The following is a 26,825-nucleotide window of genomic DNA, read 5'->3' on the forward strand; positions in this document are numbered from 1 at the left end:
CGCGGAGGAGACATGAGCACCGACCGTTTCCGGGACCTCTCCAACACCGCCCTCGCCGGCCGGCTCGGGGTCCCGCGGGTACCGCTGCTGCGCCGCTACGAGCCCGGCCAGGCGCTGCTGCCCGGGCCCGCGCTGGTCACGTCCGTCGGCGCCGGCCGCTTCGCCAAGCCGATCAGGGCGCTGGTCGAGGAGTCCGGCCAGCAGGCGGTCGACGAGGTGGGGGACCAGAAGCTCGCCGCGGTCGTCGTCGACCTGACGGCGGCCGTCACGCTCGACGACCTCGCCGCGGCCCGCGCGATCCTCACCCCGGCCGTGCGGAAGCTGGCTCCGTCGGGGCGGCTGCTGCTGCTCGGCCCGGAGCCCGCGGAGGCAGCGGCGGCATCCATCGAGGCCGCCGCCACCGCCCAGGCCCTCGACGGCCTGGTCCGCACCATCGCCAAGGAGCTGCGCGCCGGCGCGACCGCGAACCTGCTGGTCGTGGCGGCCGACGCGCCGCCGGCGGCGGTCGACAGCTCGGTCCGGTTCTTCCTGTCCGCCCGCTCCGCGTACGTCGACGGGCAGGTCGTGCGGATCGGTGCGCCGGTCGGGTCGCCGCAGGACCCGGCCGCGATGGACAGCCCGACGCTGCCGGAGAAGCCCCTGGCCGGTCGGGTCGCCGTGGTCACGGGGGCGGCCCGGGGCATCGGCGCGGCGATCGCGGACACCCTCGCGCGGGACGGGGCCACGCTCGTCGTGGTCGACATCCCGGCGGCCGGGGAGAACCTCGCGAAGGTCGCCAACCGCACCGGCGGCACGGCGCTGCAGCTCGACATCACCGCCGTCGACGCCCCGGAGCGGCTGATCGCGCACCTGACGCAGCGGCACGGCCGGGTGGACCTGCTGGTGCACAACGCCGGCATCACCCGGGACAAGCTGCTGGCCAACATGGACCCGGACCGGTGGAACGCGGTCCTGAACGTCAACCTGCGCGCCCAGCTGCGGATCACCGAGGCGCTGCTCGCGGACGGCACCCTGCTGCAGGACGGCTCGCGGATCGTCTGCGTGTCCTCGCAGAGCGGCATCGGGGGCAACCGCGGGCAGGCGAACTACGTGGCGTCCAAGGCCGGGATCATCGGCATGGTCCGTGCGCTCGCCCCCGTCGTGGCCGAGAAGGGGGTGACGATCAACGCGGTCGCGCCCGGCTTCATCGAGACCGAGATGACCGCGGCGATGCCGATCGGCACCCGCGAGGCCGGCCGGCGGGTCAACTCGCTGCGCCAGGGCGGGCTGCCGGTCGACGTCGCCGAGACGATCGGCTGGCTCGGCCGGGCGGACTCCGGCGGGGTGAACGGGCAGGTCGTGCGGGTGTGCGGCCAGTCGATGCTGGGGGCGTGATGATCGGCCTCTACGCGAAGGCGGCGGTCGGCGCGGTCCTGCCCGGCCGGGCACGTTCCTTGCCGGACACCGTGCTCGAGCGGTCGGTCACGCCGGAGCTCGGGCACCTCGCGGACTATGCGCGAGTGTGCGGGTTCCCGCTGGGGGACGCGCTGCCGCTCACCTTCCCGCACGTTCTGACCTTCCCGCTGCAGATCGAACTGATGGCCGCGCGGTCCTTCCCGCTGCCGTTGCCGGGCCTCGTGCACGTCGCGAACCGGATCACGGTGCACCGGGCGATCGGACTCGGCGAGCGGCTCGACGTCCGGGTCCGGGCCGAGCGGTTCGCCGCGCACCCCCGCGGGGCGCAGGTGGACCTGGTGTCCGAGGTGTCGGTCGACGGCGGCCGGGTCTGGGACGGGCGCAGCACCTACCTGGCCCGCGGCGCGCAGGCGCCGACCGGGCTCGCCGGCGAGCTGCCGGACCTGCCCGAGGTCGACGGGCCGGCCGCCGCGGTGTGGCGGGTGCCCGCGGACACCGGGCGGCGGTACGCCGCGGTGAGCGGGGACGTGAACCCGATCCACCTGAACCCGCTCACGGCGAAGGCCTTCGGGTTCCCGAGGGCGATCGCCCACGGGATGTGGACGGCCGCGCGGGCCCTCGCCGCGCTGCAGGGCCGGGTGCCGGAGGTCGCGACCTACGAGGTCGGGTTCCGCAAGCCGGTGCTCCTGCCCTCCACGGTGGAGCTGGTGACCGAGCAGGCCAAGGAGGGCTGGGACCTGGCCGTCCGCAACAGGAGGAGTGCGGTGCACATGGTGGGCACGGTGCGCTGACCACTCGTCCGGGTGACGCCGGTAATGGGCGGGTCAAGGGCGGCGATGGGGGGTGAGCGTGACCACGCAGAACGGGCCGCACTCCGGCCACCACGACCCCCGGACCCCGGCGCCGTTCGACTTCCAGGGACAGACTCCGCCACAGGACCCGCGCGACCGGCACGCCGGACCGCAGGGCGGACCGCCGCCGCAGTGGACGTCCCAGGGCACGCCGCACTGGAGCGCGCAGGCTCCGGGCTGGGGTTCGCAGGGGCCAGGCTGGGCCCCGCCGGGCGGCCCGGTCGCCCCGCCGCAGCCCGGTCCGGGTGCCGTGCCACAGCAGTTCGCGCCGGGCCCGCAGTACGACGCACCGCGGGCCCCGGCTCCGGCACACCGCAACGGGCTCGCGCTCGCGGCATTGATCTGCGGCATCGTCGGCGTGCTGTTCGGGCTGGTCCCGCTGCTGTTCTGGATTGCCGGCACGCTCGCGGTCGTCGCGATCCCGCTCGCCCTGGCCTCGCTCGGCCGGGCGAAGCGGGGCGAAGCCTCCCGCGGGCTGACGTGGGCCGGTCTGGGAGCGGGGCTGGCCTCGCTGGTGATGGCGATCATCGGCGCGTCGATCTTCTTCACCGCGGTGAACCAGCTGTCGGAGGACCTGCAGCAGAGCTCGGACGAGCTGACCGCCTACAACCAGTGCCTGCAGGACGCCGGCACCGACCTCGACAAGATGAACGCCTGCCGCCTGCCCTCCTGACCTCTCACCCGATGCCGCCCGGCCTCCGCCGGGCGGCATCGGCGTCGTTCAGGCCTCGAGCAGGGGCAGGAGCGCCTCCGGAGCCTCGACGTGCGCGTTGTGCCCGAGGCCCGGGAGGTCGACGGGGTTCGGGACGAGCGCGGCCAGCTGGTCCGCCGTGACCATGGGGTCGTGCTCGCCCCGGGCCAGCACGACCGGGACGGACGCCGCGGTCAGCAGGCCGGCGACCTGCGGGTCGCCCACGCCGAAGGCCTTCGGGTCGAGGGCGGTGCGCCAGCCGGCCCCGGTCCGGGTCACCGCGCCGTCGAGCGCGGGATCGACCGGATCGACCAGGCCGTCGAGCCCGGCGACCCGCAGGTGCCGGGCCACGGCCTCCTCGCGGGTGCCGAACTCCGCCGGGGCGCGGGCGGCGAGCGCGGCCGCGCGGGCCAGCTCGTCGGCCGTCCACGCCACCTTGATGCCCAGCCCGACCACGGACCGCACGCCCGGGCGGGCGGCGAGGTACAGCGCGACCACTCCGCCGAACGAGTGCCCGAGCACGACCGTGCCCGCCGGGTCGACGAGCGGGGCGACCGCCTCCGCGACCGCCGCGAACGTGTACTCCGGCAGCGGCGCGGAACGGCCGTGACCGGGCAGGTCCGGGGCGATCCAGGTCCGGTCGCCGAGCGCGTCGGCCAGCCCGTCCCACACCCGCGCCGTCGCGCCCAGCCCGTGCAGCAGCAGCACCGCAGGGCCGCGGGTACCCCCGCGCCGTACCTCCAGCTCCGTCATGTCCCCCAGCATGGCCGACACCCGTTCGGCCTAGACTCCCGCCATGGCGGACCGTCAGCTGCGGCCCGGCGGCTTCGTGCTGGGGCTGCCGATCCGGCTGCTGCTCAGCGTCGCGGTCGTGCTGGCGAACTTCGGCGGTGCGGCCGTGGTGTTCGTGCTGGCCGCATGGGTGGTGCCGGACGGGCGGGTCGCCGACCCGGGGCAGGTGCGCCTGGTCAACATCGCCGTCTTCGCGGGGTACCTCGTCGTCGTCACGCCGCTGGGGCTCGCGGTGGGGCGGGCCCTGTTCCGGCTGCGCGGTCGCGGCGCCCGGGTCGACCCGGAGCGGCGCGCGCGGCGGCTGGTGCTCTACGGCCCGCTGCGGCTGGTGGTGGTTCTCGGCTTCCTCTGGGCCGGCGCCGTCGTGTTGTTCGGGCTGCTCAACCTGCAGTTCTCGCCCCGGCTGGCCTTCTCGGTCGCGGCCACGATCACGATCGGCGGCGTCGCCACCTGCTCGCTGTCCTACCTGCTGGGCGAGCGGATCCTGCGCGGGCCGGCGTCCGTCGTGCTGGCCGGGGTGCCGCCGAGTAGCCGGGCGCTGCCGGGGGTGCTGCTGCGGCCGGTGCTGTTCTGGGCGCTGGGCACCGCCGTCCCGGTGTCCGGGCTGCTCCTCGCCGGGACCACGGCGCTGGTGTTCCGGGACGTCACCGTGGACCGGCTCGCCGTGATGATCCTCGGGATCGGCGCCGCCGCCCTCTTCGCGGGCCTCCTCACCACCATCGGCTCCGCGCGTTCCACCGCCGACCCCGTGATCGCGGTGCGGCGCGCGATGCAGCAGGTCGAGAAGGGCGACCTCGACGTCTCCGTCCCCGTCTACGACCACACCGAGCTCGGCAGGCTGCAGGCCGGCTTCAACACGATGGTCGAGGGGCTGCGGGAGCGGGAGCGGATCCGGGACCTGTTCGGCCGGCACGTCGGGCGGGAGGTCGCCCGGGCCGCCGCCGCGTCGGACGACGTCGAGCTCGGCGGCGAGGTCCGCCGCGTGGCGGTGCTGTTCGTCGACCTCGTCGGCTCCACCAGCATGGCGACGGAGCGGCCCCCCGCCGAGGTCGTCGAGGTGCTCAACGAGTTCTTCGCGGTCGTCGTCGGCGTGGTGGAGGAGCACGGCGGCTGGATCAACAAGTTCGAGGGCGACGCCGCCCTGGCGGTGTTCGGCGCGCCCGTCGCGATCGACGACCCGGCGGGCTGCGCACTGGCGGCCGCCCGGGTGCTGTGCGACCGGCTGGGCGACGAGATGCCCGAGCTGTCGGCGGGGATCGGCGTGTCCGCCGGCGACGCCGTGGCCGGCAACGTCGGCGACCCCCGCCGCTACGAGTACACGGTGATCGGCGACCCGGTGAACGAGGCGGCGCGGCTCACCGACCTGGCCAAGTCCCGCGGCGGGATCGCGGCGTCGGGCACTGCGGTCGCCCTCGCGAACCCCGAGGAGGCGCAGCACTGGCAGGTCGGCGACGCCGTCGTGCTGCGCGGCCGCGGGGTGCCCACGGACATCGCGGTCCCGCGTTCCCGCAGCTCGGTGGGAGGAGCGAGCGGCGCTTTCGATCACTAGGTATGAGCGAAAGCGCCGTTCGCTCACCCCTTCAGCCGGTGTTCTTCATCCCCGCCGCGATGCCGTTGATCGTGAGCAGCAGCGCGCGCTCGAGGTCGGCGTCCTCCTCGCCCCGGCGGCGGCGCTGGTCGAGCAGCTCGACCTGCAGGTGGTGCAGCGGCTCGAGGTAGCCGTTGCGCACCGCGAGGGTGTTGCGCAGCACCGGGTGCCGGTCGAGCAGCACCGGGTCGCCGGTGAGGGCCAGCACCTCGCGCAGCGTGCGCCCGTGCTCGGTGCGGATCAGCTCGAACAGCTCCTGCTGGCCGGGCTCGACCAGCGTCGAGACGTAGTAGGAGGCGATCCGGAGGTCCGTCTTGGCCAGTGTCATCTCGACGTTGCCGAGCAGGTTGGCGAAGAAGGCCCACTCGCGCATCTCGTCGAGGACCTCGCCGTAGCCCGCGTCCCGCGCCGCCCTCAGCCCGCTGCCCAGGCCGTACCAGCCGGGCACGACCATCCGGGTCTGCGTCCAGCCGAACACCCACGGGATGGCCCGCAGGTCGTCGAGCGACGGGGCGCCCTTGCCCGGGCGCTTCGACGGCCGCGACCCCACGTTGAGCCGGCCCAGCTCGTCGACCGGGGTGGCCGCGGTGAAGAACTCCGGCAGCGCCGGGTCGCCGACCAGCTCGCGGTAGGCCTTCTTGCCCGCCTCGGACACGCACGTCATGACCTCGTCCCAGCGGGCCAGCGTCTCGTCCGGCCAGCGGGAGGCCTTGTGCAGCACGCTCGCGTCGAGCATCGAGGCGAGCAGGATCTCCAGGTTGTCGTGGGCGAGCGAGGGCAGCGAGTACTTGTCGGAGATGACCTCGCCCTGCTCGGTGAGCTTCATGGTGGCGTCGACGCTGCCGTAGGGGGCCGACGCGATCGCCTCGCCCGCCGGCCCGCCGCCGCGGCCGACCGAGCCGCCCCGGCCGTGGAAGAGCCGCAGCTTGACGCCGTGTGCCGCGGCGACGTCCCGCAGCTGCCGCTGGGCCCGGTGGATCTCCCACTGCGAGCTGGTGATCCCGGCGCCCTTGTTGGAGTCCGAGTACCCCAGCATGATCTCCTGCAGGTCGCCGCGGTTGCGCACCTGCTGCCGGTAGCCCGGGTCGGACAGCAGCCCCTCGAGCAGCGGGCCCGCCTGGGACAGCTCCTCGACCGTCTCGAACAGCGGCACCAGGTCCACCGACGAGCGCGGGTTCGACTTCAGCTCCACCATGTACGACTCGCGGGCGAGGACGGCGACGGCGAGCAGGTCGTCGACGTCCTGGGCCATCGACACGATGTAGGTCCGGGCGACCTCCGGCCCGAACTCGTGCTGGACCTCGTGCAGCATGTCGAAGGTCGCGATCACCTGGGCCGCGGCCTCCGGCACGCCGTAGTGCCGGCGGACCAGCGGGCGGTGCCCCTGCAGCTCCTTCGACAGCAGCTCCCGGCGCTCCTCGCGGGTCAGCTCGGAGTAGGGCTTGTCCAGTTCGCCGAGCTCGTCGTAGATCGCGCCGAGGGCGTCGTGGTGCTTCTGGCTGTGCTCGCGGATGTCCAGCTCGGCGAGGTGCAGCCCGAGCGCCCGGGCCGCACGGATCGCGCGCGCGAGGGTGCCGCCGGCGATCCGCGTGCCGAGGTGCCCGCGCAGCGACCGGTCGAGGATGCCCAGGTCGGCGACGTACTCGGCCACGCCCAGGTAGTCCCGGCCGGGGACGTGCGGGCCGTGGACCGCGATCCGCGCGCGGGTGTTGTCCAGCCGCGCCTGCACGTAGGACAGCTTGAGCCGGTAGGGCTCGTGGGCGTTGAGCCGGATGAACCGGTCGTACACCTCCGGCAGCGCCCGGCGGTCGCGGGCCAGCGCGCCGCGCAGCTCCTCGGACACGCCCATCACCCGGGTGGAGATCGACAGCTCCTGGATCAGCTGCTCGACGAGCGCGCCGTGGATCTTCAGCGCGCGGTCCGAGTACAGCTCCAGGACCTCGCGGGTCACCTCGGGCGTGACGTTCGGGTTGCCGTCCCGGTCGCCGCCGACCCAGCAGCCCAGGCTCAGCGGCCGCGAGTCCGGCGGGACCTCGAAGCCGTGCGCGCGCACCTCGGCCTCGAACTCGCCGATCAGGTCCGGCACCGTCCGGGTGCCGAGCTGCTCCATGAACCAGGCGACGCCGCGGGCCTCGTCGGTCACCGTCGGCTTGCCGGGCCGGATCTCGTCGGTCTGCCAGAGGAGGTCGACGAGGGCGCCCAGCTCGTCGTCCGACGCGCTGTCGTCGAGCCCCTCGGCCACCCGGCGGAGGATCGCCAGGACGGACTGCCGGGAGGACTCGGTGGGGTGCGCGGTGAACACGGGGCGCAGCTGGGCCCGGGCGAGCACCTCCTGCACCGCGCCGCGGTCGGCCTCGGCGGCCAGCCGCTCGAGGACGGTGTGCAGCGGACGGCCGTCGGCCGGCCGCAGGCTGCGCAGCTCGCGGGAGCGGTGCAGCTGCTCGGCGACGTTGGCCAGCTGGAAGTACTGCGAGAAGGCCCGGGCCAGGACGACCGCGGTGCCGGTGTCCAGCCCGGACAGCCGCCGGGTGACGGCGTCCGGGTCGCCGCCCTCCCCGGCCGCCTCCCGGGCGAGCTTGCGGACCTCCTCCACCAGCTCGAGCACCTCGTCGCCGGCCTGCAGCGCGACGGTCCGGCCGAGCATCGTCGAGAGCTTGCGGATGTCGGCGCGCAGGGCGCTGTGCTCGGTCTCCGAGACGACGCCGGAGTGCGCGGCCAGCGAGTCCGGGGCGAGGAGTTCGGTGCGGTGGGCGCTCGCGGTCACCGTGCTGGTGCTCCGTTCCGACGGGTGAGGGCCGCTCGCGGCGTCGGGAACGGCAGGGCCGCCGCCCATCGTCGCCCCTGGATGCGGGCGGGGCCATCGCTGGCGGAGGTCCGTAACCCGCCGTTGACACGCGGGCCGGGAGGCGGCGCGCCCCCCGGGAACGCCGAAGCGGGCGGCCCCACGTGGGGACCGCCCGCTCGGGCCGGGGTGCGGGTCAGCTGGGGACGGCATCCAGGTCGGTGGCGAGCAGCTCGGCCAGGGCGTCGAGCGAGGTCTCGCCCGCCGCGTCGTCCGAGCTGGTCAGGACGACCTCCTCACCGGAGGCCACGCCGAGCCCCAGCACCGAGAGGATGCTGCGGGCGTCGACCGGGCCGCGGTCGCCCGCGGCGATGGTGACCTTCGCGGGCTGCTGCCCGGCGGCCTTGCAGAACAGGTTGGCGGGGCGGGCGTGCAGCCCCACGGACGATCCGACCTTGACGCGGCGCTCGGCCATGACGATCTCTCCTTCGACGACGATCAGGCGTGGGCGGCGGCGCGGGGCGCCGGCGTGGACCCGGTGGTGGCGGCCTTCCTCTGGCCCACCGACTTGAGGACGATCACGAGGGCGGCGGAGACGAGCGTCCCGGCGACGATCGCGACCAGGTAGCCGAACGGGTTGCCGATCAGCGGGACCACGAAGATGCCGCCGTGCGGGGCCCGCAGGGTCGAGCCGAAGGCCATCGACAGGGCACCGGTGACCGCGGACCCGGCCATGAGCGACGGGATGACGCGCAGCGGGTCGGCGGCGGCGAACGGGATCGCGCCCTCGGTGATGAAGGAGGCCCCGAGGAGCCAGGCGGCCCGGCCGTTCTCGCGCTCGGCCTCGGTGAACAGCTTCTTGCGGACGGTGGTGGCCAGTGCCATGGCCAGCGGCGGGGTCATGCCCGCCGCCATCACCGAAGCCATGATCAGCAGCGCGGTCTGCGAGTTGGTGGACAGCCCGGCGACGGCGAAGGCGTAGGCGGCCTTGTTCACCGGGCCGCCCATGTCGAAGGCCATCATCAGGCCGAGCAGGGCGCCGAGCAGGATCGCGTTGCTGCCCGACAGGCCGTTGAGCCAGTTGGTGAGCCCGGTCGTGACCGCGGCGAGCGGCTGCCCGATCACCACGAACATGATCCCGCCGATGATCGCGGTGCCGACCAGCGGCAGCACCAGCACCGGCATGATCCCGGCGATCGCCTTGGGCGCCTTCCACTTCTTCATCCAGAAGACGAGGCCGCCGGCGAGCAGACCGGAGGCGAGGCCGCCGATGAACCCGGCACCGACCTCGACGGCGACCAGGCCGCCGACGAAGCCGGGCACGAGCGCGGGCCGGTCGGCGATCGCGTAGGCGATGAACCCGGACAGCACCGGCACGAGCAGGCCGAAGGCCAGCGAGCCGAGCTGGAACAGCAGTGCGGCCCAGCTGGTGTGCGAGGTCCACGAGAAGCTCTCGGTGACCGAGGGGGCGTCGGTGATCTGGTAGCCGCCGAGGGCGAAGCCCAGGGCGATCAGCAGCCCGCCGGCGGCGACGAACGGGATCACGTACGAGACGCCCGTCATCAGCCAGCCACGGACCTTCGACGCGGCGCCGGGGCCGGTCTGCTTGACCGCGAGCTGCGGGTCGGCCGGCGCGGCGGCACCGGCGGCGCCCTTCGGAGCCGCCTCGGCGGCGGCGACGGCCTGCTCGATGAGGGCCGGCGCGCCGCCGATCGCCTTCTTCACCCCGGCGGTCACCGTGGGCAGGTGGGCGAAGCGGTCCTTGTCCCGGACCTCGACGTCGGCCGCGAGGATGACCGCGTCGGCCTCGGCGAGCTGCTCCGGGGTGAACGGGGTGGAGCCGGCCGAGCCCTGCGTCTCGACGACGATCTCGTGCCCGGCCTCCTCCGCCGCGACCTCGAGGGCCTCGGCGGCCATGTAGGTGTGCGCGATGCCCGTCGGGCACGCGGTGACGGCCAGCAGCTTCACGCCCCGACCTCCTTCCGGATGTAGTCCGCGACGTGACCGGGGTCGGTCGCGCCGAGGAGCTCGTCCTTGAACGCCTTGCGGACCAGCCGGCGGGCCAGCGCGGCCAGCACGGTCATGTGGTCGGTGTCGCCGCCCTCCGGGGCGGCGATCATGAAGACGAGCCGGGCGGGCCCGTCCTCGGCGCCGAAGTCGACGCCGTTCGTGCTGCGGCCGAAGGCCAGGCTCGGCACGGTGACGGCCGCGGACCGGCAGTGCGGGATGCCGATCCCGCCCTCGAGCCCGGTCGGCATCTGCTGCTCGCGCGCCTCGATGTCGGCGAGGAACTGGGCCAGGTCGGTCACCCGGCCGGACTTCTGCAGCCGCTCGGCCAGCGCTCCGACCGCGGCGCGGCGGTCGGTCGAGGGCAGGTCGAGGTCGACGAGATCGGCGGTGATCAGTGCGGACTGCTCGGTCATGCGGCATCTCCGGTGAGGACGAGGTCGGCGTGCGGGATCCCGACGCGGACGTCGGCGAGCGGGAGCTCGTGGGGGCCGGGCATCTCGCTGCCCGGCAGGCGACAGGCCGCGGCGCCGTACGCGACGGCGCGGGCCAGGGCGTCCGGTCCGACGCCCCCGGCGGCCAGGAACCCGGCCAGGGTGGCGTCGCCGGCGCCGACCGTGCTGCGCACGGTCACGGGCGGGGTGGCGGCGTGGTACTCGCCGGACTCCTCGACCAGCAGGGCACCGCCGGCGCCCAGGCTGACGAGGACCGCGCCGACCCCGGCGGCGCGGAGCTCACGGGCCGCGGCGAGCACGTCGCCGAGGCTGACGAGGGGGCGGCCGACGAGCTCGGCCAGCTCCTCGTGGTTGGGTTTGACCAGATCCGGCCGCGCCGCGACCGCGGCGGCCAGCGGGGCCCCGCTGGTGTCCACGGCGGTCCGCGTGCCGGAGCGCCGGACGAGCGTGGCGTGGAAGTCCAGGGGCATGCCCTCGGGCAGGGACCCGCAGGTCACCAGCCAGTCCGCGCCGCGGGCGCGGGCCACGGCCTGCTCGGTGACCTCCTCGACCTCCTCCGGGGTGAGCACCGGGCCGCTCTCGTTGATCTTCGTCGTGGTGCCGTCCGGCTCCACGAGCGTGATGTTGGAGCGGGTGGCGCCGTGGATCGGCACGGTGAGGGCGGGGACGGCCAGGGCGTCGAGCAGGCCGTTGAGCCGTCCGCCGGGGGCGCGGCCCGAGGGCAGCACCGCCAGCGCGTCCACGCCGGCACGGGTGAGCGCGCGGGCGACGTTGACACCCTTGCCGCCCGGGTCCAGCCGCACGGACAGGGCGCGGTGCACCTCGCCGCGGACCAGCCCGGCCAGCTCGACGGTCCGGTCGAGGCTGGGGTTGGGGGTGACGGTGACGATCAAGGCTTCACCTCCTCGTGAAGTCGGGTCGTTCGGTCGGGCCTTGGAGTCGGCTCGGAGTCGGGTCGGAGTCGGGTCGGGTCCGGCCTCGACGGGTGGAGGGCGGGTCAGGCCCGGACGACGCGGGGGCCCGCGGCCTGGATGGCGGCGGTGGCGGCGTCGTCGAGCCCGGTGTCCGTGACCAGGGCGTCGACCTGGTCCAGCCGGGCGAAGCGGACGAACTGGTCCGTGCCGTACTTGGCCGCGTCGGCGAGCACGACGGCGCGCCGGGCGGCGGCGACCATGGCCCGCTTGGCGGCGGCCTCGGCCGGGTCGGGCGTGGTGAGCCCCCGCTCCGGGGAGAAGCCGTTGGTGCCGAGGAACGCGACGTCGACGGTGAGGGTGGCCAGCGTGTCCGTCGCCCAGTCGTCGACCGCGGCCATGGTGGTGCCGCGGACCCGCCCGCCGAGCAGCCGCAGCACGACGTTCGGCCGCGTGGCGAGCATCGAGGCGATCGGCAGCGAGTTGGTGACGACGGTCAGCTCGCGGTCGGTCGGCAGGGCCGAGGCCAGGCGGGCGGTGGTGGTGCCCGCGTCGAGCAGGACGGTGAGGCAGCCCTCGAGCTCGGCGAGGGCGGCTTTGGCGATGCGCTCCTTCTCCGGGCCGGCCACGCTGTCGCGCTGGCCGATGGCGGGCTCGAAGTCGAGGCGGTCGGCGGGGATGGCGCCGCCGTGCACCCGGCGGACGAGGCCCTGACGCTCCAGGGTGCCGAGGTCCCGCCGGATGGTCTCCGGCGTGACCTGCAGCTCCTCGGCCACGGCACCCACGTCGACCCGGCCCGCGTCGCGGGTGCGGGTGAGGAGCCACTGCTGACGTTCCGCTGCGTACATCTTCGTTCGCTCCCGGATCGGTGCCCGAATCGGCTTGCTTGTTTCCGAGTATGTGGGTTTTACTGGTGTTCGTCAACGGGTCACGCCGAAGTCATCCGAGTTGATCGAGGGAGTTCGCAATGCAGCTGAACGGCATCCCTGCCAGCCCCGGGCGTGCGGGAGGGCGCGTCGTCCGCGTCGCCGACGCCCCCGGCGAACCCCCGGTCGGTCCCGTTCCCACCGATCCGGACACCGAAGCGGGCAGGATCGGACCCGCGATGGAGCTCGTCTCCGCCCGGCTGCAGGCGCGCGCCGACGCCGCGACGGGCGACGCCAAGGACGTCCTCGAGGCGACGATCACGATGGTCGGCGACCCGGCCCTGCTGGAGAACGCCGAGAACCTCGTGCGTGAGGGCCGGCCCGCGCCGCGCGCGGTGTGGGAGGCCGCGAACACCTTCGCCGACATGCTCGCCGCGATGGGCGGCTACATGGGCGAGCGGGCCACGGACGTCCGGGACGTCCGCGACCGGATCGTCGCCGAGCTGCAGGGCCTGCCCGCGCCCGGCGTGGCCGACCTGGCCGAGCCCGCGGTCCTCGTGGCCGCCGACCTCGCCCCCGCCGACACCGCCGGGCTGCGCCCGGGCGTCGCGCTCGCGCTGGTCACCGAGCAGGGCGGGCCGACCAGCCACACCGCGATCCTCGCCCGCTCGCTGGGCATCCCCGCCGTCGTCGGGTGCGCGGGGGCGCGGGAGCTGGTCGCGGGCGGGTTCGTCGTGGTCGACGGGACGACCGGCGCCGTCGAGGAGGTCGGCTCGGCGGAGGAGGCGGCCGTGATCGTCGAGGCGGTCGACGCGGTGGAGTGGGACGGCACCGGCCGGACCGCCGACGGGCACCTCGTCCCGCTGCTCGCCAACGTCGGCGACGCCGAGGGTGCCGCCGCGGCCGCCGAGCGGCGCGCCCAGGGCGTGGGCCTGTTCCGGACCGAGCTCGCCTTCCTGTCCGCCACCGAGGAGCCCTCGGAGAAGCGCCAGCGCGAGGTCTACGACGGCGTCCTCGGCGCCTTCGCGGGCAAGCCGGTGACCGCGCGGACCCTCGACGCCGGCGCCGACAAGCCGTTGCCCTTCCTGACCCTGGAGGGCGAGCCGAACCCGGCGCTGGGCGTGCGGGGCCTGCGCATCGCGCGGGTGCCCGGGATCGGCGCCGACGTGCTGGAGCGTCAGCTGGCCGGGCTGGCCGCGGCGGCGAAGGAGACCGGGGCCGAGCTGAAGGTGATGGCGCCGATGGTCGCCACCGCCGAGGAGGCGCGGTTCTTCGTGCAGCGCTGCCGGGCGCACGGGATCGGCAGCGCGGGCGTGATGATCGAGATCCCGGCGGCGGTGCTGGTCGCGCGGGAGATCATGGCCGAGGTGGACTTCGTGTCCGTCGGCACGAACGACCTGGCCCAGTACCTGTTCGCCGCGGACCGCCAGTCCGGCGCGGTCGCCGCGCTCAACGACCCCTGGCAGCCCGCCCTGCTCCGGCTGATCCGGATGCTGGGCGAGGCCTCCGCGGAGACGGGGGTGCCGGTCGGGGTGTGCGGCGAGGCCGCGGCCGACCCCGCCCTCGCCCCGGTGCTGGTGGGCCTGGGCGTCGCGACGCTGTCGATGGGCTCGGGCGCGCTGGCCGCGGTCGGTGCCTCACTCGCCGACCTCACCCTCGAGCAGTGCCGGGCGATGGCGGCGGCCGCCTGCGCCGCCCCGGACCCGATCACCGCCCGCCAGGCCGCCGCTTCAACCCCGTGAGTGGCAACTGCCCCTGGAGCGGCAGATCGCGCTCACGACCCTCCGTGAGCTGCGGGAACGTCGGTCGAGTGCGCGATCGTCAGCTGAGCTGCGCGAACCTCGGTCGGGCGCGTGAAGGCTGGCCGAGCTGCGGGACCGTCGGTCGCGTGCGGGAACGTCGGCCGAGCTGCGGGACCGATTCGGGCGATCGGACCGACGTCAGCCGGGGGGCCGGGATCAGCGCGGATGCTTGCGCGGGCGGCCGGGGCGGCGCTTGACCGGGACGACCTCGCCGTTCTGGAAGATCTCGCCGCCCCACACGCCCCACGGCTCGCGCCGGCGCAGCGCCCCGGCCAGGCACTCGTTGCGCATGGGGCACCCGCGGCACGCGGCCTTGGCACGCTCGAGATCGGCGGGGTCCTCGGCGAACCAGAGCCCGGCATCCGCGCCGTGGCAGGGAAGCTCGGTGGCCAGGAGGTCCGCGGGTCCGGCTGCCGTCCCCCCGGCAGCCGGTCCCGCGGGCGCGCCCGCGATCGTCCTCACCGTCGTGCACCCCCACGATCGCCGGCCCTCCGGCGGCCCCCCGGCCGGAGGTGCCGCCGCGCCCGTCGTCCTCCCCCCGGCCGGTGGGCCCGGACGCGCACCCGTCGAGCGGCGCGGCCCGGACGGCCCACCGTCCACCGCAACCGGTGACGAGGGGCGCAGCAGCACGGGGTCCACCCTGCCGCCGCGTGCGGCAGAAGGGATCCGGAGAAAGTCCCCATCCGGTCGGCGGGGTCCCCTAGGGGTTCGGCTCCGGGTCCCGGTTGCGCTGCCTGCGTCACGCCCCTTCGGACACCGCCGGGCCGTCGGATGTGACGGTCCGGGCGGAGAAAAGGCCCGGATGTCCGTCCGAACAGGGATCGATGATCGCCGGACGGGACCGGCTACGGCCACATCCGGCCGAAGCCGGCCCCGGACGGCGATCACGGGCCCGGGTATCCAGATCGGCACACTCGTCGGAGCGCGGCGTGGGGCGATAGCGTCGCCGGCATGACCGATCACGACGCCCCGCCCGTCGCCCTCGTCACCGGCGGCGGCAGCGGGATCGGGCGCGCGACCGTCGCGCGGCTCCGGACGGCGGGGTGGTCGGTGCTGGTCGCGGACCTGAACCCGGAGACCGGGCCGGAAGCGGCGGCCGAGCTCGGCGCGTGCTTCGCGCGGGTCGACGTGGCGGACGAGGGGCAGGTCGAGGCCGCGGTCGGCCGGTGCGTCGCCGAGTACGGACGGATCGACGCCGTGGTGAACAACGCCGGTGTGGGCGGCGCGTTCGGCGCGCTCACCGACATCGCGGTCGACGACTGGGACTACACCTTCGCCGTCCTGGTCCGCGGCGTCTTCCTCGGGATCAAGCACGGCGCGCGGGCGATGCGGGCCGCCGGGCGCGGCGGGGCGGTCGTCAACGTCGCGTCCGTGGCCGGGCACACCGGCGGCGCGGGCCCGCAGGCCTACTCGGCGGCGAAGGCGGCGGTGCTCAACCTGACCCGGGTGGCGGCCGCCGAGCTGGCGGAGGACCGCATCCGGGTCAACGCCGTGAGCCCCGGGGTGATCGCGACGCCGCTGGTGGGCCGCGATCCCGCCCGCGCCCTCGCCGGCGTGCAGCCGTGGCCGGAGGTGGGCCGGCCCGAGGACGTCGCCGAGGTGATCGCCTTCCTGTGCGGCGACGCCGCCCGCTTCGTGACGGGCGAGGACATCACCGTCGACGGCGGCCTCACCGCTGCCGGTCCGCGCATCCACGCGGCCTACGGCGGCGACCCCCGCTCCCGCGGGCTGACCGGGGTGAACCGCGGGACGACGGGTGAGCCGCCGACGATCCGTTCGGGACGGCCCCGCAGCTCGTGATCTCTCTTCCGGTCCTGCTCGGCGCGGAAGCGCCCTGGATGCTGATGATGTCGAGAGCGCGACTGGCGGGGAGCCTGGGCGCGACTCGCGGAGCCCGCAGCGCGACTCGCGGAGCCCGCAGCGCGACTCGCGCGGGTGACGATCGCCTGGCTCGGTGTGGCCGGGCTCAGGACGCGACGGCCGCCTGCCCCAGCGCCTCCGTGAGCAGCGCGCGGACGTGCGCGCTCTCCGCGGTGTAGTAGACGAACGTGCCCTCGCGCCGCCCCTCGACCAGGCCTGCGAGCCGCAGCTTGGCCAGGTGCTGGCTCACCGCCGTGGGCGCCGCGCCGACCAGCTCCGCGAGGCAGGCCACGGAGGTCTCGCCCTGCAGGAGCGCCCAGAGGATCTTGATCCGGGTGGGGTCGGCGAGCAGGCGCAGCGAGTCGGCCGCCCGGCGGACCTCCTGCTCGGACGGCATCGCGAAGTCCGGGATGCCCTCGTGCACGCCGCGAGTCTAGCGAACATCTGAGCGACCGTGCAGGTGTCCGGCTCACTCACCATCTGAGTGCGTATCTTCGTGCGTACGCAGGTATGTTCGCACGCATGCTGTCCCTGCCCGAGGTGCGGAGCGCCGCGCTGGCCCTGCTCTTCTTCGTCGCCGCCGTGCCCGCCGACCTGCTCGGGGCGCCGTGGCCGCTCGTCGCCGTGCTCTACGCCGCCTGCTACGTGACGGGTGGGTGGGAACCGGCCTGGTCCGGGCTGCAGGCGCTGCGCGAGAAGACGCTGGACGTCGACCTGCTGATGATCGTCGCCGCGCTCGGTGCCGCGGCCGTCGGCCAGCACCTCGACGGCGCGCTGCTGATCGTGATCTTCGCGAGCTCGGGCGCACTCGAGGCCGTGATGACCGCCCGCACCCGCGCGAGCATCACCGGCCTCCTCGACCTGGCCCCGGAGACCGCGCACCGGTTCGTCGACGGCCGGGAGGAGCAGGTCCGGGCGGCGGACCTGGCGGTCGGGGACGAGGTCGTCGTGCGGCCCGGGGAGAAGATCCCCGCGGACGGCACGGTCCGGGACGGCGCCACCGAGGTCGACGCCTCGACCCTCACCGGCGAGCCCCTCCCGGTCCGCCGCGGCCCGGGCGACCAGGTCTTCGCGGGCACGCTCAACGGCACGGGGACGGTCCGGGTGCGGGTCGACCGGGACCCGGCGGACACCGTGGTGGCCGGGATCGCCGCGCAGGTCGAGCGCGCCGCCGAGACCAAGTCGGGGCGGCAGCTGTTCGTGGAGCGGGTGGAGCAGCGCTACTCGGTGGTCGTGGTGGTGGCCGCGCTCGCGCTGCTGGTGGTGCCGCTGCTGTTCGGCGCGGACTTCCGGGAGACCCTGCTCCGCGCGATGACCTTCATGATCGTCGCCTCCCCCTGCGCCGTGGTGCTGGCGACCATGCCCCCGCTGCTCGCCGCGGTCGCCGTCGCGGGCCGGCGCGGCGTGCTGCTCAAGGACGCCGGGGTGGTCGAGGCGCTGGCCGAGGTCGACGCGGTCGCCCTGGACAAGACCGGCACGGTCACCCGCGGCCGGCCCGAGGTCCGCGCCGTCGAGCCCCTCGACGGCCGCCCCGCCGACGCGCTGCTCGCCCTGGCCGCTGCGGTGGAGGAGGGCTCCGAGCACGTCCTGGGCCGGGCGGTGGTCGCCGAGGCCCGGTGCCGCGGGCTGCGGCTGCCCGAGGTGCGGGACTTCGAGGCGCTGCCCGGCGAGGGGGTCCGGGCGGTGCTGTCCTCCGCGTCCGGTCCGGACCCCGAGGACCACGGGCGGGCGGGCGCCACCGTCGCGGTCGGACGGACCGGCCCCGACCTGGGCCCCCGCGGGTCCGGGATCGTGGCCGAGGCGGAGCGCGAGGGCCACACCGCCGTCGTCGTGCAGGAGGACGGCCGCCCCGTCGGGCTCCTCGTGCTCGCGGACGAGGTGCGCCCCGGGGCCGCGGAGGCCGTCGCGGCGGTGGGTGCCGCCGTCGCCCCTCCCGTCCTGCTGACCGGCGATGCGGAGGGGCCGGCCCGGCGGGTCGGCGACCGGATCGGGATCGGGGAGGTCCGCGCCGGTCTGCTGCCCGCCGACAAGGCCGGCGCCGTGGAGGAGCTCGAGCGCGGCGGCCGCCGGGTCGTCGCCGCCGGCGACGGCCTCAACGACGCCCCGCTGCTCGCGACCGCGCACGTCGGGCTGGCCGTGGGGGAGGGCGCCGGGACGCTGTCGGTCGAGGCGGCCGACGGCGTCCTGCTGCGGGACCCGCTCGGCGCGCTCGCCCCGCTGGCCGGCCTCGCCCGCCGCGCCCGCCGGATCGCGCGGGCCAACCTGGCGTTCGCCGCGGTCGTCATCGCCGGGCTGGTGACGTGGGACCTGGCCGGCACGTTGCCGCTCGCCCTGGGCGTGGCCGGGCACGAGCTGTCCACGGTGCTCGTGTGCCTGAACGGGCTGCGGCTGCTGGTCCGGCCGGGCTGGCCGGCGGACGGGTCAGAGCGCGGTGAGCGCCGTGAGCGCCATGCGCCGGAGCAGCCCGGCGACCTCGTCGGGAGCCGCGCGTGAGCCGCTGTGCGGCGTGGAGTTGAGCAGGCCGAAGGTGCCGTGCGCGGCGACCCGGGCGGCGTCCGGGTCCAGCCCGGGATGCAGCCGGCGCAACGTGTCGACCCAGATCTCGACGTAGGTGCGCTGCAGCCGGCGGACCCGGCGCCGGTCCGCCTCGGGCAGGTTGTCGAGGTCGCGGTCCTGCACCACGATCAGCTCCGGCTCGTGCAGCGCGAAGTCCAGCTGGAAGTCGACCAGCGCGGCCAGCACCTCGTCCGGCTCGCCCGTCGCCCGTTCGCGCCCGCCCGCCAGCAGCCGCTCGCTGATGTCCACGAGCAGCTCCGCGAGCAGAGCCTCCTTGCCCGGGAAGTGCCGGTAGAGCGCCGGCCCGCTGATCCCGACGGCGGCGCCCAGCTCGGCGATGCTCACCCCGTGGAAGCCGTGCCGGGCGAAGAGGCCCGCCGCGGTGCGGAGGATCTGCTCCCGCCGGGAGGGTGCGTTGTCGACCCGCGGCGCCGCCATCGGGCCAGCGTAGCGTGTCCGGGTTAACGTCCGCTAACTCCCGGCCCGGCCGCCCGTCTCAGCCGTGGCACAGGACGTGGCACCTACCCTGTCCCCATGGCCCGCGACCCGGACCCGGACCCCGCCGCGGGGTCCGGTGCTGCCCCGGAGCGGTCGTCGGGCCCGTTCCGGAGGGTGCGGGACCAGCTGCGCGCGCGGCTCGGGGTCCGGACGACCACCGCGCTGGCCGCCGCGCTCACCGTCGGGGTCGTGCTCCTCGTGGCGGGGGCGATCCTGGTCCTCGGGCTCAACTGGCTGCTGCGGATGCAGCTGGTCAACACGGCCGACCAGCAGGCCACCCAGCTCGGGGACCGGGTCGCGGCGAACTTCGCCGACACCGAGGACGTCAAGCGCAACGCCATCCAGGCCACCGGGAAGCGCTCCGACCTCGTCGAGGTGGTCACCGACTACAACAACGATCCCGACCGCCCGCCGGACGTCCAGAACATCGGCTCCTCCGACCCGCTGCCGGAGTACCCGCTCATGACGACCGTGCGGGCCGAGCCGGACGAGGTCGAGGTCGTCCACTCCACGTGGATCACGCTGGACGACGGCAAGCACGAGGAGGTGCTGGTCGTCGTCAAGGGCTACGAGTTCCCGCCCACCGGCCAGCCCTACTGGGTCCTCGCCGCCCAGCCGCTGGACTTCCTGCACCGCGCCGTGGACACGGTGCTGGCGATGGTGCTGGTCGGCATCCCGGTCCTCGTGGTGCTGGTCGGCGGGTTCACCTACTTCTTCGCCGGCCGCGCCCTGCGCCCCGTCGAGGCCATGCGGACGCGGGTGGCGGGCATGACCGACCGGGACCTCGGCACGCGCGTGCCCGTCCCGCCGGCGCGGGACGAGGTGGGCCGCCTCGCCGAGACGATGAACCAGATGCTCGGTCGGCTGGAGAGCGCGCAGACGGCCCAACGCCGGTTCGTCGCCGACGCCAGCCACGAGCTGCGCAGCCCGCTCGCCACCATCGCGTCCGGGCTGGAGCTGCTGGCCGGGTCGGTGGCCGAGTCCGACGCGTCGACGGTCCAGACCCTGCGCGGCGAGGCGGGCCGGCTCGACCGGCTGGTCGACGGCCTGCTCCTGCTCGCGCGGTCGGACGAGCGCGGGCTGCAGCCCCGCCGCGAGGACGTCGACCTCGACGAGATCGTGGAGGCCGAACGCGGCCGCCCCTCCGACGTCGGCGGGGTGGCGCCCGAGGTGCGCGCCGAGCCGGTGCGGGTCTCCGGCGACCGCGCGCAGCTCGTCCGGGCGGTGCGGAACCTGGTCGACAACGCACGCCGGCACGCCGGCTCGCGGGTGCTGGTCACGCTGCGGGCCGAGGGGGGCGACGCGGTGGTCGACGTCGCCGACGACGGCCCCGGCGTCCCGCCCGCGGACCGCGGCCGCGTCTTCGAGCGGTTCGTGCGGCTGGACGAGGCCCGGGCCCGGTCGGACGGCGGCGCCGGGCTCGGGCTCGCCATCGTCCGGGAGATCGTGGCGGTGCACCACGGCGGCGTCGAGGTGCTCGACTCGCCGCTGGGCGGGGCGCTGTTCCGGCTGCGCCTGCCCCTGGCCGACGCCGCGTCCGGGCCGACCGACACCGTCGAGACCGCCGGACCAGCGGACTCCGGCCCGTCGAACTCCGGGCCGGTGAACCCGGGGCCGCCGGACTCCGAGCCGTCGGACTCCGAGCTGCGGGACGACCGCCCGACGGGCCCGCTGCCCGTCCTCGCGCCACCTCCCCGCGAGCAGGAGACCGCACCCCTGGCACGGAACGGGAACACCCGGCCCTCGCCCGTCCCGCGCCGGCCCGCGCCGCGCGACGACCGGTTGTCGCCCGAGCAGGAGACCGCGCCCGTGCCCCGCCCGTCACCGGTGCCGCACGCGGTCCGCGACGACGAGCGACGACCCGCGTCGGTCCCGATCCGGCTCGGGGACGCCCGCTCGCCCGCGGACGTCAACCCGACGGCCCCGATCCCCGTCGTCTGGCCCCCGGCCCGCTGAGCCGCTGAGCCGGGCCCGCTCAGGCGGACTCCACCATCCGGTAGCCGACGCCCCGCAGGGTCTCGATGGTCTGGGTGCCGAAGGGCGCGTCGATCTTCTTCCGGACGTAGCCGACGTACACCTCGACGACGTTGACCTCGCCCTCGTAGTGGGCGTCCCAGACCGCCCGCAGGATGTCGGTCTTGGTCACCACCTCGCCCGCGTGCCGCATGAGGTGCTCGAGCACGCCGAACTCGCGCGGGGTCAGGGTGATCTCGGTGTCGCCGCGGTGCACCCGGTGCCGGGCCGGGTCGAGCCGCAGGTCGCCGACGGACAGCACGGTCGGCCGCGCGTCGCCCGCGCGCCGCTGCAGGGCGCGCAGCCGCGCCAGCAGCACGACGAAGGAGAAGGGCTTGGTGAGGTAGTCGTCGGCACCCAGGTCGAAGGCGTCGGCCTCGTCGTACTCGCCGTCCTTCGCGGTCAGCATCAGCACCGGGGTCCACACGCCGGCGGCCCGCAGTTGCTGCAGGATCCGGTACCCGGACAGCCCGGGGAGCATGATGTCGAGGATGACGACGTCGAAGCCTCCGTGGACGGCGGCGTCGAGGCCCGAGGGGCCGTCGTGCCGGACCTCGACCGCGTGGCCCTCGCGGGCCAGCCCGCGACGGACCATCTCGGCCAGCGGGCGTTCGTCCTCCACCAGCAGCAGGCGCACGAGGAGCACCGTAGGGGCCGCGGCTGTGACGTTCCTGAGGGGACTGGCGCTCCGTGTTAACGACCGCTAACCTGGTTAACGATCGCTAACCGATCCGACGAGGGACGGCAGATGCAGGAAGTGGCGAGGCGATCCGGAGCAGCGGCTCCGGTGCTGGGCACGAAGGTCGACCCCGGGGCCGAGCAGTTCGCGCGGAACGCGGAGTCGCACCGGTCGCTGGTGGCGGACCTGAACGCGCAGCTGGCGACGGCGCGACTGGGCGGCCCGGAGCGGTCGCGGCAGCGGCACGTGGAGCGGGGCAAGTTGCTGCCGCGGGACCGGGTGGACTCGCTGGTGGATCCGGGGTCGCCGTTCCTGGAGCTCTCGCCGCTGGCGGCGCACGGGCTGTACGGGGGCGACGCGCCGGCGGCGGGGATGATCACCGGGGTCGGGCGGATCGCGGGCCGGGAGTGCGTGATCGTGGCCAACGACGCCACGGTCAAGGGCGGCACCTACTACCCGATGACGGTGAAGAAGCACCTGCGGGCGCAGGAGGTGGCGCTGCACAACCGGCTGCCGTGCGTCTACCTGGTGGACTCGGGCGGGGCGTACCTGCCCGCGCAGGACGAGGTGTTCCCGGACCGGGAGCACTTCGGGCGGATCTTCTACAACCAGGCGCAGATGTCCGGGAAGGGGATCCCGCAGATCGCGGCGGTGCTCGGCTCGTGCACCGCGGGCGGGGCCTACGTGCCGGCGATGTCGGACGAGGCGGTCATCGTCCGCAACCAGGGGACGATCTTCCTCGGTGGTCCGCCGCTGGTGAAGGCCGCGACCGGGGAGGTCGTCACGGCCGAGGAGCTGGGCGGCGGGGACCTGCACTCCAAGATCTCCGGGGTGACCGACCACCTGGCGAACGACGACGCGCACGCGCTGCGGATCGTCCGCTCGATCGTCGGGACCCTCGGGCCGCGCGTGGCACCGCCGTGGGAGCGGATCCCGACCGAGGACCCGGTGGTCGACCCGGCCGAGCTGTACGGGGCGGTGCCGACGGACTCGCGCATCCCCTACGACGTGCGCGAGGTCATCGCCCGGGTCGTGGACGGGTCGCGCTTCCACGAGTTCAAGGCCGAGTACGGCACCACGCTGGTCACCGGCTTCGCGCACATCCACGGGCACCCCGTCGGGATCATCGCCAACAACGGGATCCTGTTCTCCGAGTCCGCCATGAAGGGCGCGCACTTCATCGAGCTGTGCGACCAGCGCGGCATCCCGCTGGTGTTCCTGCAGAACATCACGGGGTTCATGGTCGGCCGCGAGTACGAGGCCGGCGGGATCGCCCGCAACGGCGCCAAGCTCGTCACGGCGGTGGCCTCGACCCGGGTGCCGAAGCTGACCGTGGTGATCGGCGGCTCGTTCGGCGCCGGGAACTACGCGATGTGCGGGCGGGCCTACTCGCCGCGGTTCCTGTTCATGTGGCCCAACGCCCGGATCTCGGTCATGGGCGGCGAGCAGGCCGCGACGGTGCTCGGCACCGTCGGGTCGGCGGACCCGGCCGCGCAGGAGGAGCTCAAGGAGCGGATCCGCGCGCAGTACGAGACCCAGGGGCACCCCTACTACTCCACCGCCCGGATCTGGGACGACGGCGTGATCGACCCCGCCGACACCCGCACGGTCCTGGGCCTGTCGCTGTCGATCGCCGCGAACGCCCCGCTGGGCGACCCGGCCTTCGGCGTCTTCCGGATGTGAGCGCGATGCACCGACTGTCGATGAGCGAACGGCGCTGTCGCTCATACCTAGTGAGCGAGAGTGCCGCTCGTGCAGGCTCGGGGTGGCGCGTCCCTGCGGTGAGCGAGCGGCACGTTCGCTCATACCTAGTGAGTGAGAGTGCCGTTCGTGCAGTGACCGGGGAGGGGTGTTGATGTTCTCCACCGTGCTCGTGGCGAACCGCGGGGAGATCGCGGTCCGGGTGATCCGCACCCTGCGCAGCCTCGGCATCCGCTCCGTCGCCGTGTACTCCGACGCCGACGAGGGCGCCCCGCACATCGCCGCGGCGGACGTCGCGGTCCGGCTCGGGCCCGCGGCCGCGTCCGAGTCGTACCTGGCGATCGACACGGTGATCGAGGCGGCGAAGGCCACGGGAGCGGAGGCCATCCACCCCGGCTACGGCTTCCTGAGCGAGAACACCGCGTTCGCCGCGGCCTGCGAGGCGGCCGGGATCGTGTTCGTCGGCCCGCCGTCGTCGGCGATCGAGGCGATGGGCGACAAGATCCGCGCCAAGCAGACCGTGGCCAAGGCCGGTGTGCCGGTGGTCCCGGGTTCGGACGGCGTCGGGCTGTCCGACGCCGACCTCGCCCTGGCCGTCGAGCAGATCGGGTTCCCGGTGCTGCTCAAGCCCTCCGCCGGCGGCGGCGGGAAGGGCATGCGCGAGGTCCACCGCGCCGGTGAGAACGGCAGGGACCTGGCCGACGCGATCGCGTCCGCCCGGCGCGAGGCGCGCGGCTCGTTCGGCGACGACACCCTGCTGGTCGAGCGGCTGATCACCACACCGCGGCACATCGAGATCCAGGTGCTGGCCGACACGCACGGCAACGTCGTGCACCTGGGCGAGCGGGAGTGCTCGCTGCAGCGCCGGCACCAGAAGATCGTCGAGGAGGCGCCCTCGCCGCTGCTGACCCCGGAGCAGCGCGAGGCGATGGGCCGCGCGGCCTGCGAGGCCGCGCGGGCGTGCGGCTACGTCGGTGCCGGCACGGTCGAGTTCATCGTCGGGGGCGACCGGCCGGGCGAGTTCTTCTTCATGGAGATGAACACCCGGCTGCAGGTCGAGCACCCGGTGACCGAACAGGTCTACGGCGTCGACCTGGTCGAGGCACAGCTGCGGGTCGCCGCGGGCGAACAGGCGCCGTGGCCGGCCGAGCTCGTCCCGCGCGGGCACGCGGTCGAGGTCCGGGTCTACGCCGAGGACCCGGCGTCGGGGTTCCTGCCCACCGGTGGGCGGATCCTGGCGCTGCGCGAGCCCGTCGGGCAGCCCGGCGTGCGGGTGGACTCGGGCATCGCCGAGGGCGGCGTCGTCGGCTCGGACTACGACCCGATGCTGTCGAAGATCATCGCGTACGGGCCGGACCGGGCCGAGGCGCTGCGCCGGCTCGACGCCGCGCTGGGCGAGACCGTGCTGCTCGGGCTGGGCACCAACATCGGGTTCCTCCGCGCGCTGCTCGCGGACCCGGACGTCCGGACGGGGAACCTCGACACCGGGCTGGTCGGGCGCCGGCTGGACGCGTTGACCGGGCAGGACCTGCCGGCCGACGTCGTCGGGGTGGCGACGGGCCTGGCCCTGCTCGACCTGGAGCCGAGCGGTCCGGTGACCGACCCGTTCGACATCCCCGGCGGCTGGCGGGTCGGTGAGGCGGCCTGGACCACGCGCCGTCTCGTCGTCGCCGGGCACGACCCCGTCGAGGTCCGCTCCCGTGGGCGCGCCGGTGACGCCGAGCTGTCCGTCGACGGCGGCGAGCCCTTCCGCACGTCGACCCGGCCCGCGGGCACCGGCGTCACGCACTCCCAGGGTGGGGTGACCAGGGAGTACGCGGTCGCCCGGGACGAGTCCGGGGTGCACTGGATCGGACGCGACGGCCTGGCCTGGGCCGTGCGCGAACAGGAGGCCCTCGAGGCCGCGGCCGAGGAGGCCGCCGCCGGGGCGGGCGGGCCCGTGCTCTCCCCGATGCCCGGCACCGTGACCGTCGTCGAGGTCACCGAGGGCCAGCAGGTCACGGCGGGGCAGACGCTCGTCGTGGTCGAGGCCATGAAGATGGAGCACGTGCTCACCGCGCCCGTCGACGGCACGGTCCGCGAGCTGCGCGCGCGCCCCGGCGGGACTGTTGCGAAGGACGCCGTCCTCCTCGTCGTTCAGACGGGTACCGAGGGGGACACAGGAGGAGACACCGATGGATCTTGAGCTGTCCGAGGAGCACGCGGCACTGCGGGCGACGGTCGAGGACTTCGCGCAGAAGGAGGTCGCCCCGGTCATCGGGGAGTTCTACGAGCGCGGCGAGTTCCCGTACGACCTGGTGCGCAAGATGGGCGCGATGGGCCTGTTCGGCCTGCCGGTCGCCGAGGAGCACGGCGGCATGGGCGGGGACTACTTCGCCCTCTGCCTCGCGCTGGAGGAGCTGGCGCGGGTCGACTCGTCCGTCGCGATCACCCTGGAGGCGGGCGTCTCGCTCGGCGCGATGCCGATCGCCCGCTTCGGCACCGACGAGCAGAAGGCGAAGTGGCTGCCGCAGCTCGCCGCGGGCGAGAAGCTCGGCGCCTTCGGGCTCACCGAGCCCGGCGGCGGGTCGGACGCGGGCGCCACCCGCACCACCGCGAAGCTCGACGGCGACGAGTGGGTGATCAACGGGTCGAAGTGCTTCATCACCAACTCCGGCACGGACATCACCGAGCTCGTCACCGTCACCGCGGTCACCGGCGAGCGGGACGGCAAGAAGGAGATCTCGGCGATCGTCGTGCCCTCCGGGACGCCCGGCTTCACGGTGAGCGAGAAGTACTCGAAGGTCGGCTGGTCGGCCTCGGACACCCGCGAGCTGTTCTTCGACGACGTGCGGGTGCCGGCGGAGAACCTGCTCGGCGAGCGCGGCCGCGGTTACGCCCAGTTCCTGTCCATCCTGGACGAGGGGCGCATCGCGATCGCGGCGCTGTCGGTCGGGCTGGCGCAGGGCTGCGTCGACGAGTCGCTGCGCTACGCCCACGAGCGCGAGGCCTTCGGCCACCCGATCGGCCACTACCAGGCGATCCAGTTCAAGATCGCCGACATGGAGGTGCGGGCGCACACGGCGCGGCTGGCCTACTACGCGGCCGCGGCGAAGATGCTCCGCGGCGAGCCGTTCAAGAAGGAGGCGGCCATCGCGAAGCTGGTCTCCTCCAACGCCGCGATGGACAACGCCCGGGACGCCACGCAGATCTTCGGCGGCTACGGCTTCATGAACGAGTACCCCGTCGGCCGCTTCTACCGGGACGCCAAGATCCTGGAGATCGGCGAGGGGACCTCCGAGGTCCAGCGCATGTTGATCGCCCGGCACCTGGGCCTGTAGCCGGCCGTCCGGGACGCGGTAGGTTGCCCTCGCGCCGGGCCCGCAGCCGGGCCCGGCG

The 26,825-nt window shown here is 74.8% G+C and carries 22 protein-coding genes; 11 read left to right on the top strand and 11 right to left on the bottom strand.

The genetic code is table 11. From position 1 onward, the window contains the following. Positions 1 to 12 precede the first annotated feature (12 nt). Genes ABD990_RS21330 through ABD990_RS21340 form a run of 3 tightly spaced genes read left to right on the top strand, consistent with a single transcriptional unit; the run spans position 13 to position 2,919 of the window. A complete protein-coding gene (locus ABD990_RS21330; protein WP_345382444.1) occupies positions 13 to 1,374 on the top strand; it encodes a 3-oxoacyl-ACP reductase in 1,362 nt (453 codons plus the stop codon). Continuing rightward, positions 1,374 to 2,186, top strand: a complete 813-nt coding sequence (locus ABD990_RS21335; RefSeq protein WP_345382643.1) for a MaoC/PaaZ C-terminal domain-containing protein — start codon at positions 1,374 to 1,376, stop codon at positions 2,184 to 2,186. The genes ABD990_RS21330 and ABD990_RS21335 overlap by 1 nt, the downstream gene beginning before the upstream one ends. Positions 2,187 to 2,244: 58 nt before the next feature. Next, the gene (locus ABD990_RS21340; RefSeq protein WP_345382446.1) at positions 2,245 to 2,919 is read left to right on the top strand and encodes a DUF4190 domain-containing protein; all 675 of its coding nucleotides are present in this window, start codon (positions 2,245 to 2,247) and stop codon (positions 2,917 to 2,919) included. 48 nt (positions 2,920 to 2,967) lie between these two features. On the opposite strand, the gene ABD990_RS21345 is transcribed toward ABD990_RS21340, so the two are convergent. Continuing rightward, positions 2,968 to 3,690, bottom strand: coding sequence for an alpha/beta fold hydrolase (locus tag ABD990_RS21345; RefSeq protein ID WP_345382448.1), 723 nt, complete (start codon positions 3,688 to 3,690; stop codon positions 2,968 to 2,970). 43 nt (positions 3,691 to 3,733) lie between these two features. On the opposite strand from ABD990_RS21345, the gene ABD990_RS21350 reads away from it, so the two are divergent. Beyond that, complete coding sequence (locus ABD990_RS21350; RefSeq protein WP_345382450.1) at positions 3,734 to 5,278, top strand: adenylate/guanylate cyclase domain-containing protein; 1,545 nt, start codon at positions 3,734 to 3,736, stop codon at positions 5,276 to 5,278. A 31-nt stretch (positions 5,279 to 5,309) separates the two neighbouring features. Here the strand turns inward: ABD990_RS21350 and ppc are convergent, their stop codons facing one another. The 6 genes from ppc to ABD990_RS21380 form a co-directional block, all read right to left on the bottom strand. After that, positions 5,310 to 8,081 (bottom strand): phosphoenolpyruvate carboxylase, encoded by a 2,772-nt coding sequence (gene ppc, locus ABD990_RS21355; RefSeq protein WP_345382452.1) that lies wholly within the window; start codon positions 8,079 to 8,081, stop codon positions 5,310 to 5,312. Positions 8,082 to 8,295: 214 nt separating this feature from the next. Further along, a complete protein-coding gene (locus ABD990_RS21360; RefSeq protein WP_345382454.1) occupies positions 8,296 to 8,574 on the bottom strand; it encodes an HPr family phosphocarrier protein in 279 nt (92 codons plus the stop codon). A 23-nt stretch (positions 8,575 to 8,597) separates the two neighbouring features. Then, positions 8,598 to 10,067: a PTS fructose transporter subunit IIC gene (locus ABD990_RS21365; RefSeq protein ID WP_345382455.1), complete on the bottom strand. Its 1,470-nt coding sequence runs from the start codon at positions 10,065 to 10,067 to the stop codon at positions 8,598 to 8,600. Next, the gene (locus ABD990_RS21370) at positions 10,064 to 10,522 is read right to left on the bottom strand and encodes a PTS sugar transporter subunit IIA (RefSeq protein WP_345382456.1); all 459 of its coding nucleotides are present in this window, start codon (positions 10,520 to 10,522) and stop codon (positions 10,064 to 10,066) included. Before ABD990_RS21370 ends, ABD990_RS21365 begins: the two co-directional genes overlap by 4 nt. Further along, positions 10,519 to 11,454, bottom strand: coding sequence for a 1-phosphofructokinase (pfkB, locus tag ABD990_RS21375; RefSeq protein ID WP_345382458.1), 936 nt, complete (start codon positions 11,452 to 11,454; stop codon positions 10,519 to 10,521). Before pfkB ends, ABD990_RS21370 begins: the two co-directional genes overlap by 4 nt. A gap of 104 nt (positions 11,455 to 11,558) precedes the next feature. Further along, positions 11,559 to 12,320 (bottom strand): DeoR/GlpR family DNA-binding transcription regulator, encoded by a 762-nt coding sequence (locus ABD990_RS21380; RefSeq protein ID WP_345382460.1) that lies wholly within the window; start codon positions 12,318 to 12,320, stop codon positions 11,559 to 11,561. A 119-nt stretch (positions 12,321 to 12,439) separates the two neighbouring features. Between ABD990_RS21380 and ABD990_RS21385 the strand changes: the two genes are divergently transcribed. Further along, on the top strand, positions 12,440 to 14,080 hold the full coding sequence (locus tag ABD990_RS21385) for a phosphoenolpyruvate--protein phosphotransferase (RefSeq protein ID WP_345382462.1): 1,641 nt from the start codon (positions 12,440 to 12,442) through the stop codon (positions 14,078 to 14,080). A 216-nt stretch (positions 14,081 to 14,296) separates the two neighbouring features. Here ABD990_RS21385 and ABD990_RS21390 read toward each other — a convergent pair whose 3' ends face one another. Then, positions 14,297 to 14,602 (bottom strand): WhiB family transcriptional regulator, encoded by a 306-nt coding sequence (locus tag ABD990_RS21390; protein ID WP_425569634.1) that lies wholly within the window; start codon positions 14,600 to 14,602, stop codon positions 14,297 to 14,299. A 489-nt stretch (positions 14,603 to 15,091) separates the two neighbouring features. Between ABD990_RS21390 and ABD990_RS21395 the strand changes: the two genes are divergently transcribed. Then, positions 15,092 to 15,940 (top strand): SDR family NAD(P)-dependent oxidoreductase, encoded by an 849-nt coding sequence (locus ABD990_RS21395; RefSeq protein ID WP_345382464.1) that lies wholly within the window; start codon positions 15,092 to 15,094, stop codon positions 15,938 to 15,940. A gap of 166 nt (positions 15,941 to 16,106) precedes the next feature. Here ABD990_RS21395 and ABD990_RS21400 read toward each other — a convergent pair whose 3' ends face one another. Continuing rightward, on the bottom strand, positions 16,107 to 16,424 hold the full coding sequence (locus ABD990_RS21400) for an ArsR/SmtB family transcription factor (protein ID WP_345382466.1): 318 nt from the start codon (positions 16,422 to 16,424) through the stop codon (positions 16,107 to 16,109). 98 nt (positions 16,425 to 16,522) lie between these two features. Here ABD990_RS21400 and ABD990_RS21405 point away from each other — a divergent pair, with 98 nt between their 5' ends. Next, positions 16,523 to 18,493 (top strand): heavy metal translocating P-type ATPase, encoded by a 1,971-nt coding sequence (locus ABD990_RS21405; protein WP_345382468.1) that lies wholly within the window; start codon positions 16,523 to 16,525, stop codon positions 18,491 to 18,493. Here the strand turns inward: ABD990_RS21405 and ABD990_RS21410 are convergent. Next, positions 18,422 to 18,994 carry an SACE_7040 family transcriptional regulator gene (locus ABD990_RS21410; protein WP_345382470.1) on the bottom strand — a complete coding sequence of 191 codons (573 nt, stop codon included), beginning with the start codon at positions 18,992 to 18,994 and terminating at the stop codon, positions 18,422 to 18,424. The two genes, ABD990_RS21405 and ABD990_RS21410, sit on opposite strands and share 72 nt — an antisense overlap. A 96-nt stretch (positions 18,995 to 19,090) precedes the next feature. Between ABD990_RS21410 and ABD990_RS21415 the strand changes: the two genes are divergently transcribed. Beyond that, a complete protein-coding gene (locus tag ABD990_RS21415) occupies positions 19,091 to 21,010 on the top strand; it encodes a sensor histidine kinase (RefSeq protein ID WP_345382472.1) in 1,920 nt (639 codons plus the stop codon). Positions 21,011 to 21,029: 19 nt separating this feature from the next. On the opposite strand, the gene ABD990_RS21420 is transcribed toward ABD990_RS21415, so the two are convergent. Then, positions 21,030 to 21,704 carry a response regulator transcription factor gene (locus ABD990_RS21420; RefSeq protein WP_345382474.1) on the bottom strand — a complete coding sequence of 225 codons (675 nt, stop codon included), beginning with the start codon at positions 21,702 to 21,704 and terminating at the stop codon, positions 21,030 to 21,032. Positions 21,705 to 21,815: 111 nt separating this feature from the next. Between ABD990_RS21420 and ABD990_RS21425 the strand changes: the two genes are divergently transcribed. The 3 genes from ABD990_RS21425 (at position 21,816) to ABD990_RS21435 (ending at position 26,767) form a co-directional block, all read left to right on the top strand. Continuing rightward, the gene (locus ABD990_RS21425; RefSeq protein ID WP_345382476.1) at positions 21,816 to 23,429 is read left to right on the top strand and encodes a carboxyl transferase domain-containing protein; all 1,614 of its coding nucleotides are present in this window, start codon (positions 21,816 to 21,818) and stop codon (positions 23,427 to 23,429) included. A gap of 172 nt (positions 23,430 to 23,601) precedes the next feature. Next, on the top strand, positions 23,602 to 25,632 hold the full coding sequence (locus tag ABD990_RS21430; protein WP_345382478.1) for an acetyl/propionyl/methylcrotonyl-CoA carboxylase subunit alpha: 2,031 nt from the start codon (positions 23,602 to 23,604) through the stop codon (positions 25,630 to 25,632). Further along, on the top strand, positions 25,622 to 26,767 hold the full coding sequence (locus tag ABD990_RS21435) for an acyl-CoA dehydrogenase family protein (RefSeq protein ID WP_345382481.1): 1,146 nt from the start codon (positions 25,622 to 25,624) through the stop codon (positions 26,765 to 26,767). Before ABD990_RS21430 ends, ABD990_RS21435 begins: the two co-directional genes overlap by 11 nt. The last annotated feature ends 58 nt before the right edge of the window (positions 26,768 to 26,825 follow it).

It is taken from the genome of Pseudonocardia yuanmonensis (assembly GCF_039542425.1).
In the GTDB taxonomy this organism is placed as follows: domain Bacteria; phylum Actinomycetota; class Actinomycetes; order Mycobacteriales; family Pseudonocardiaceae; genus Pseudonocardia; species Pseudonocardia yuanmonensis.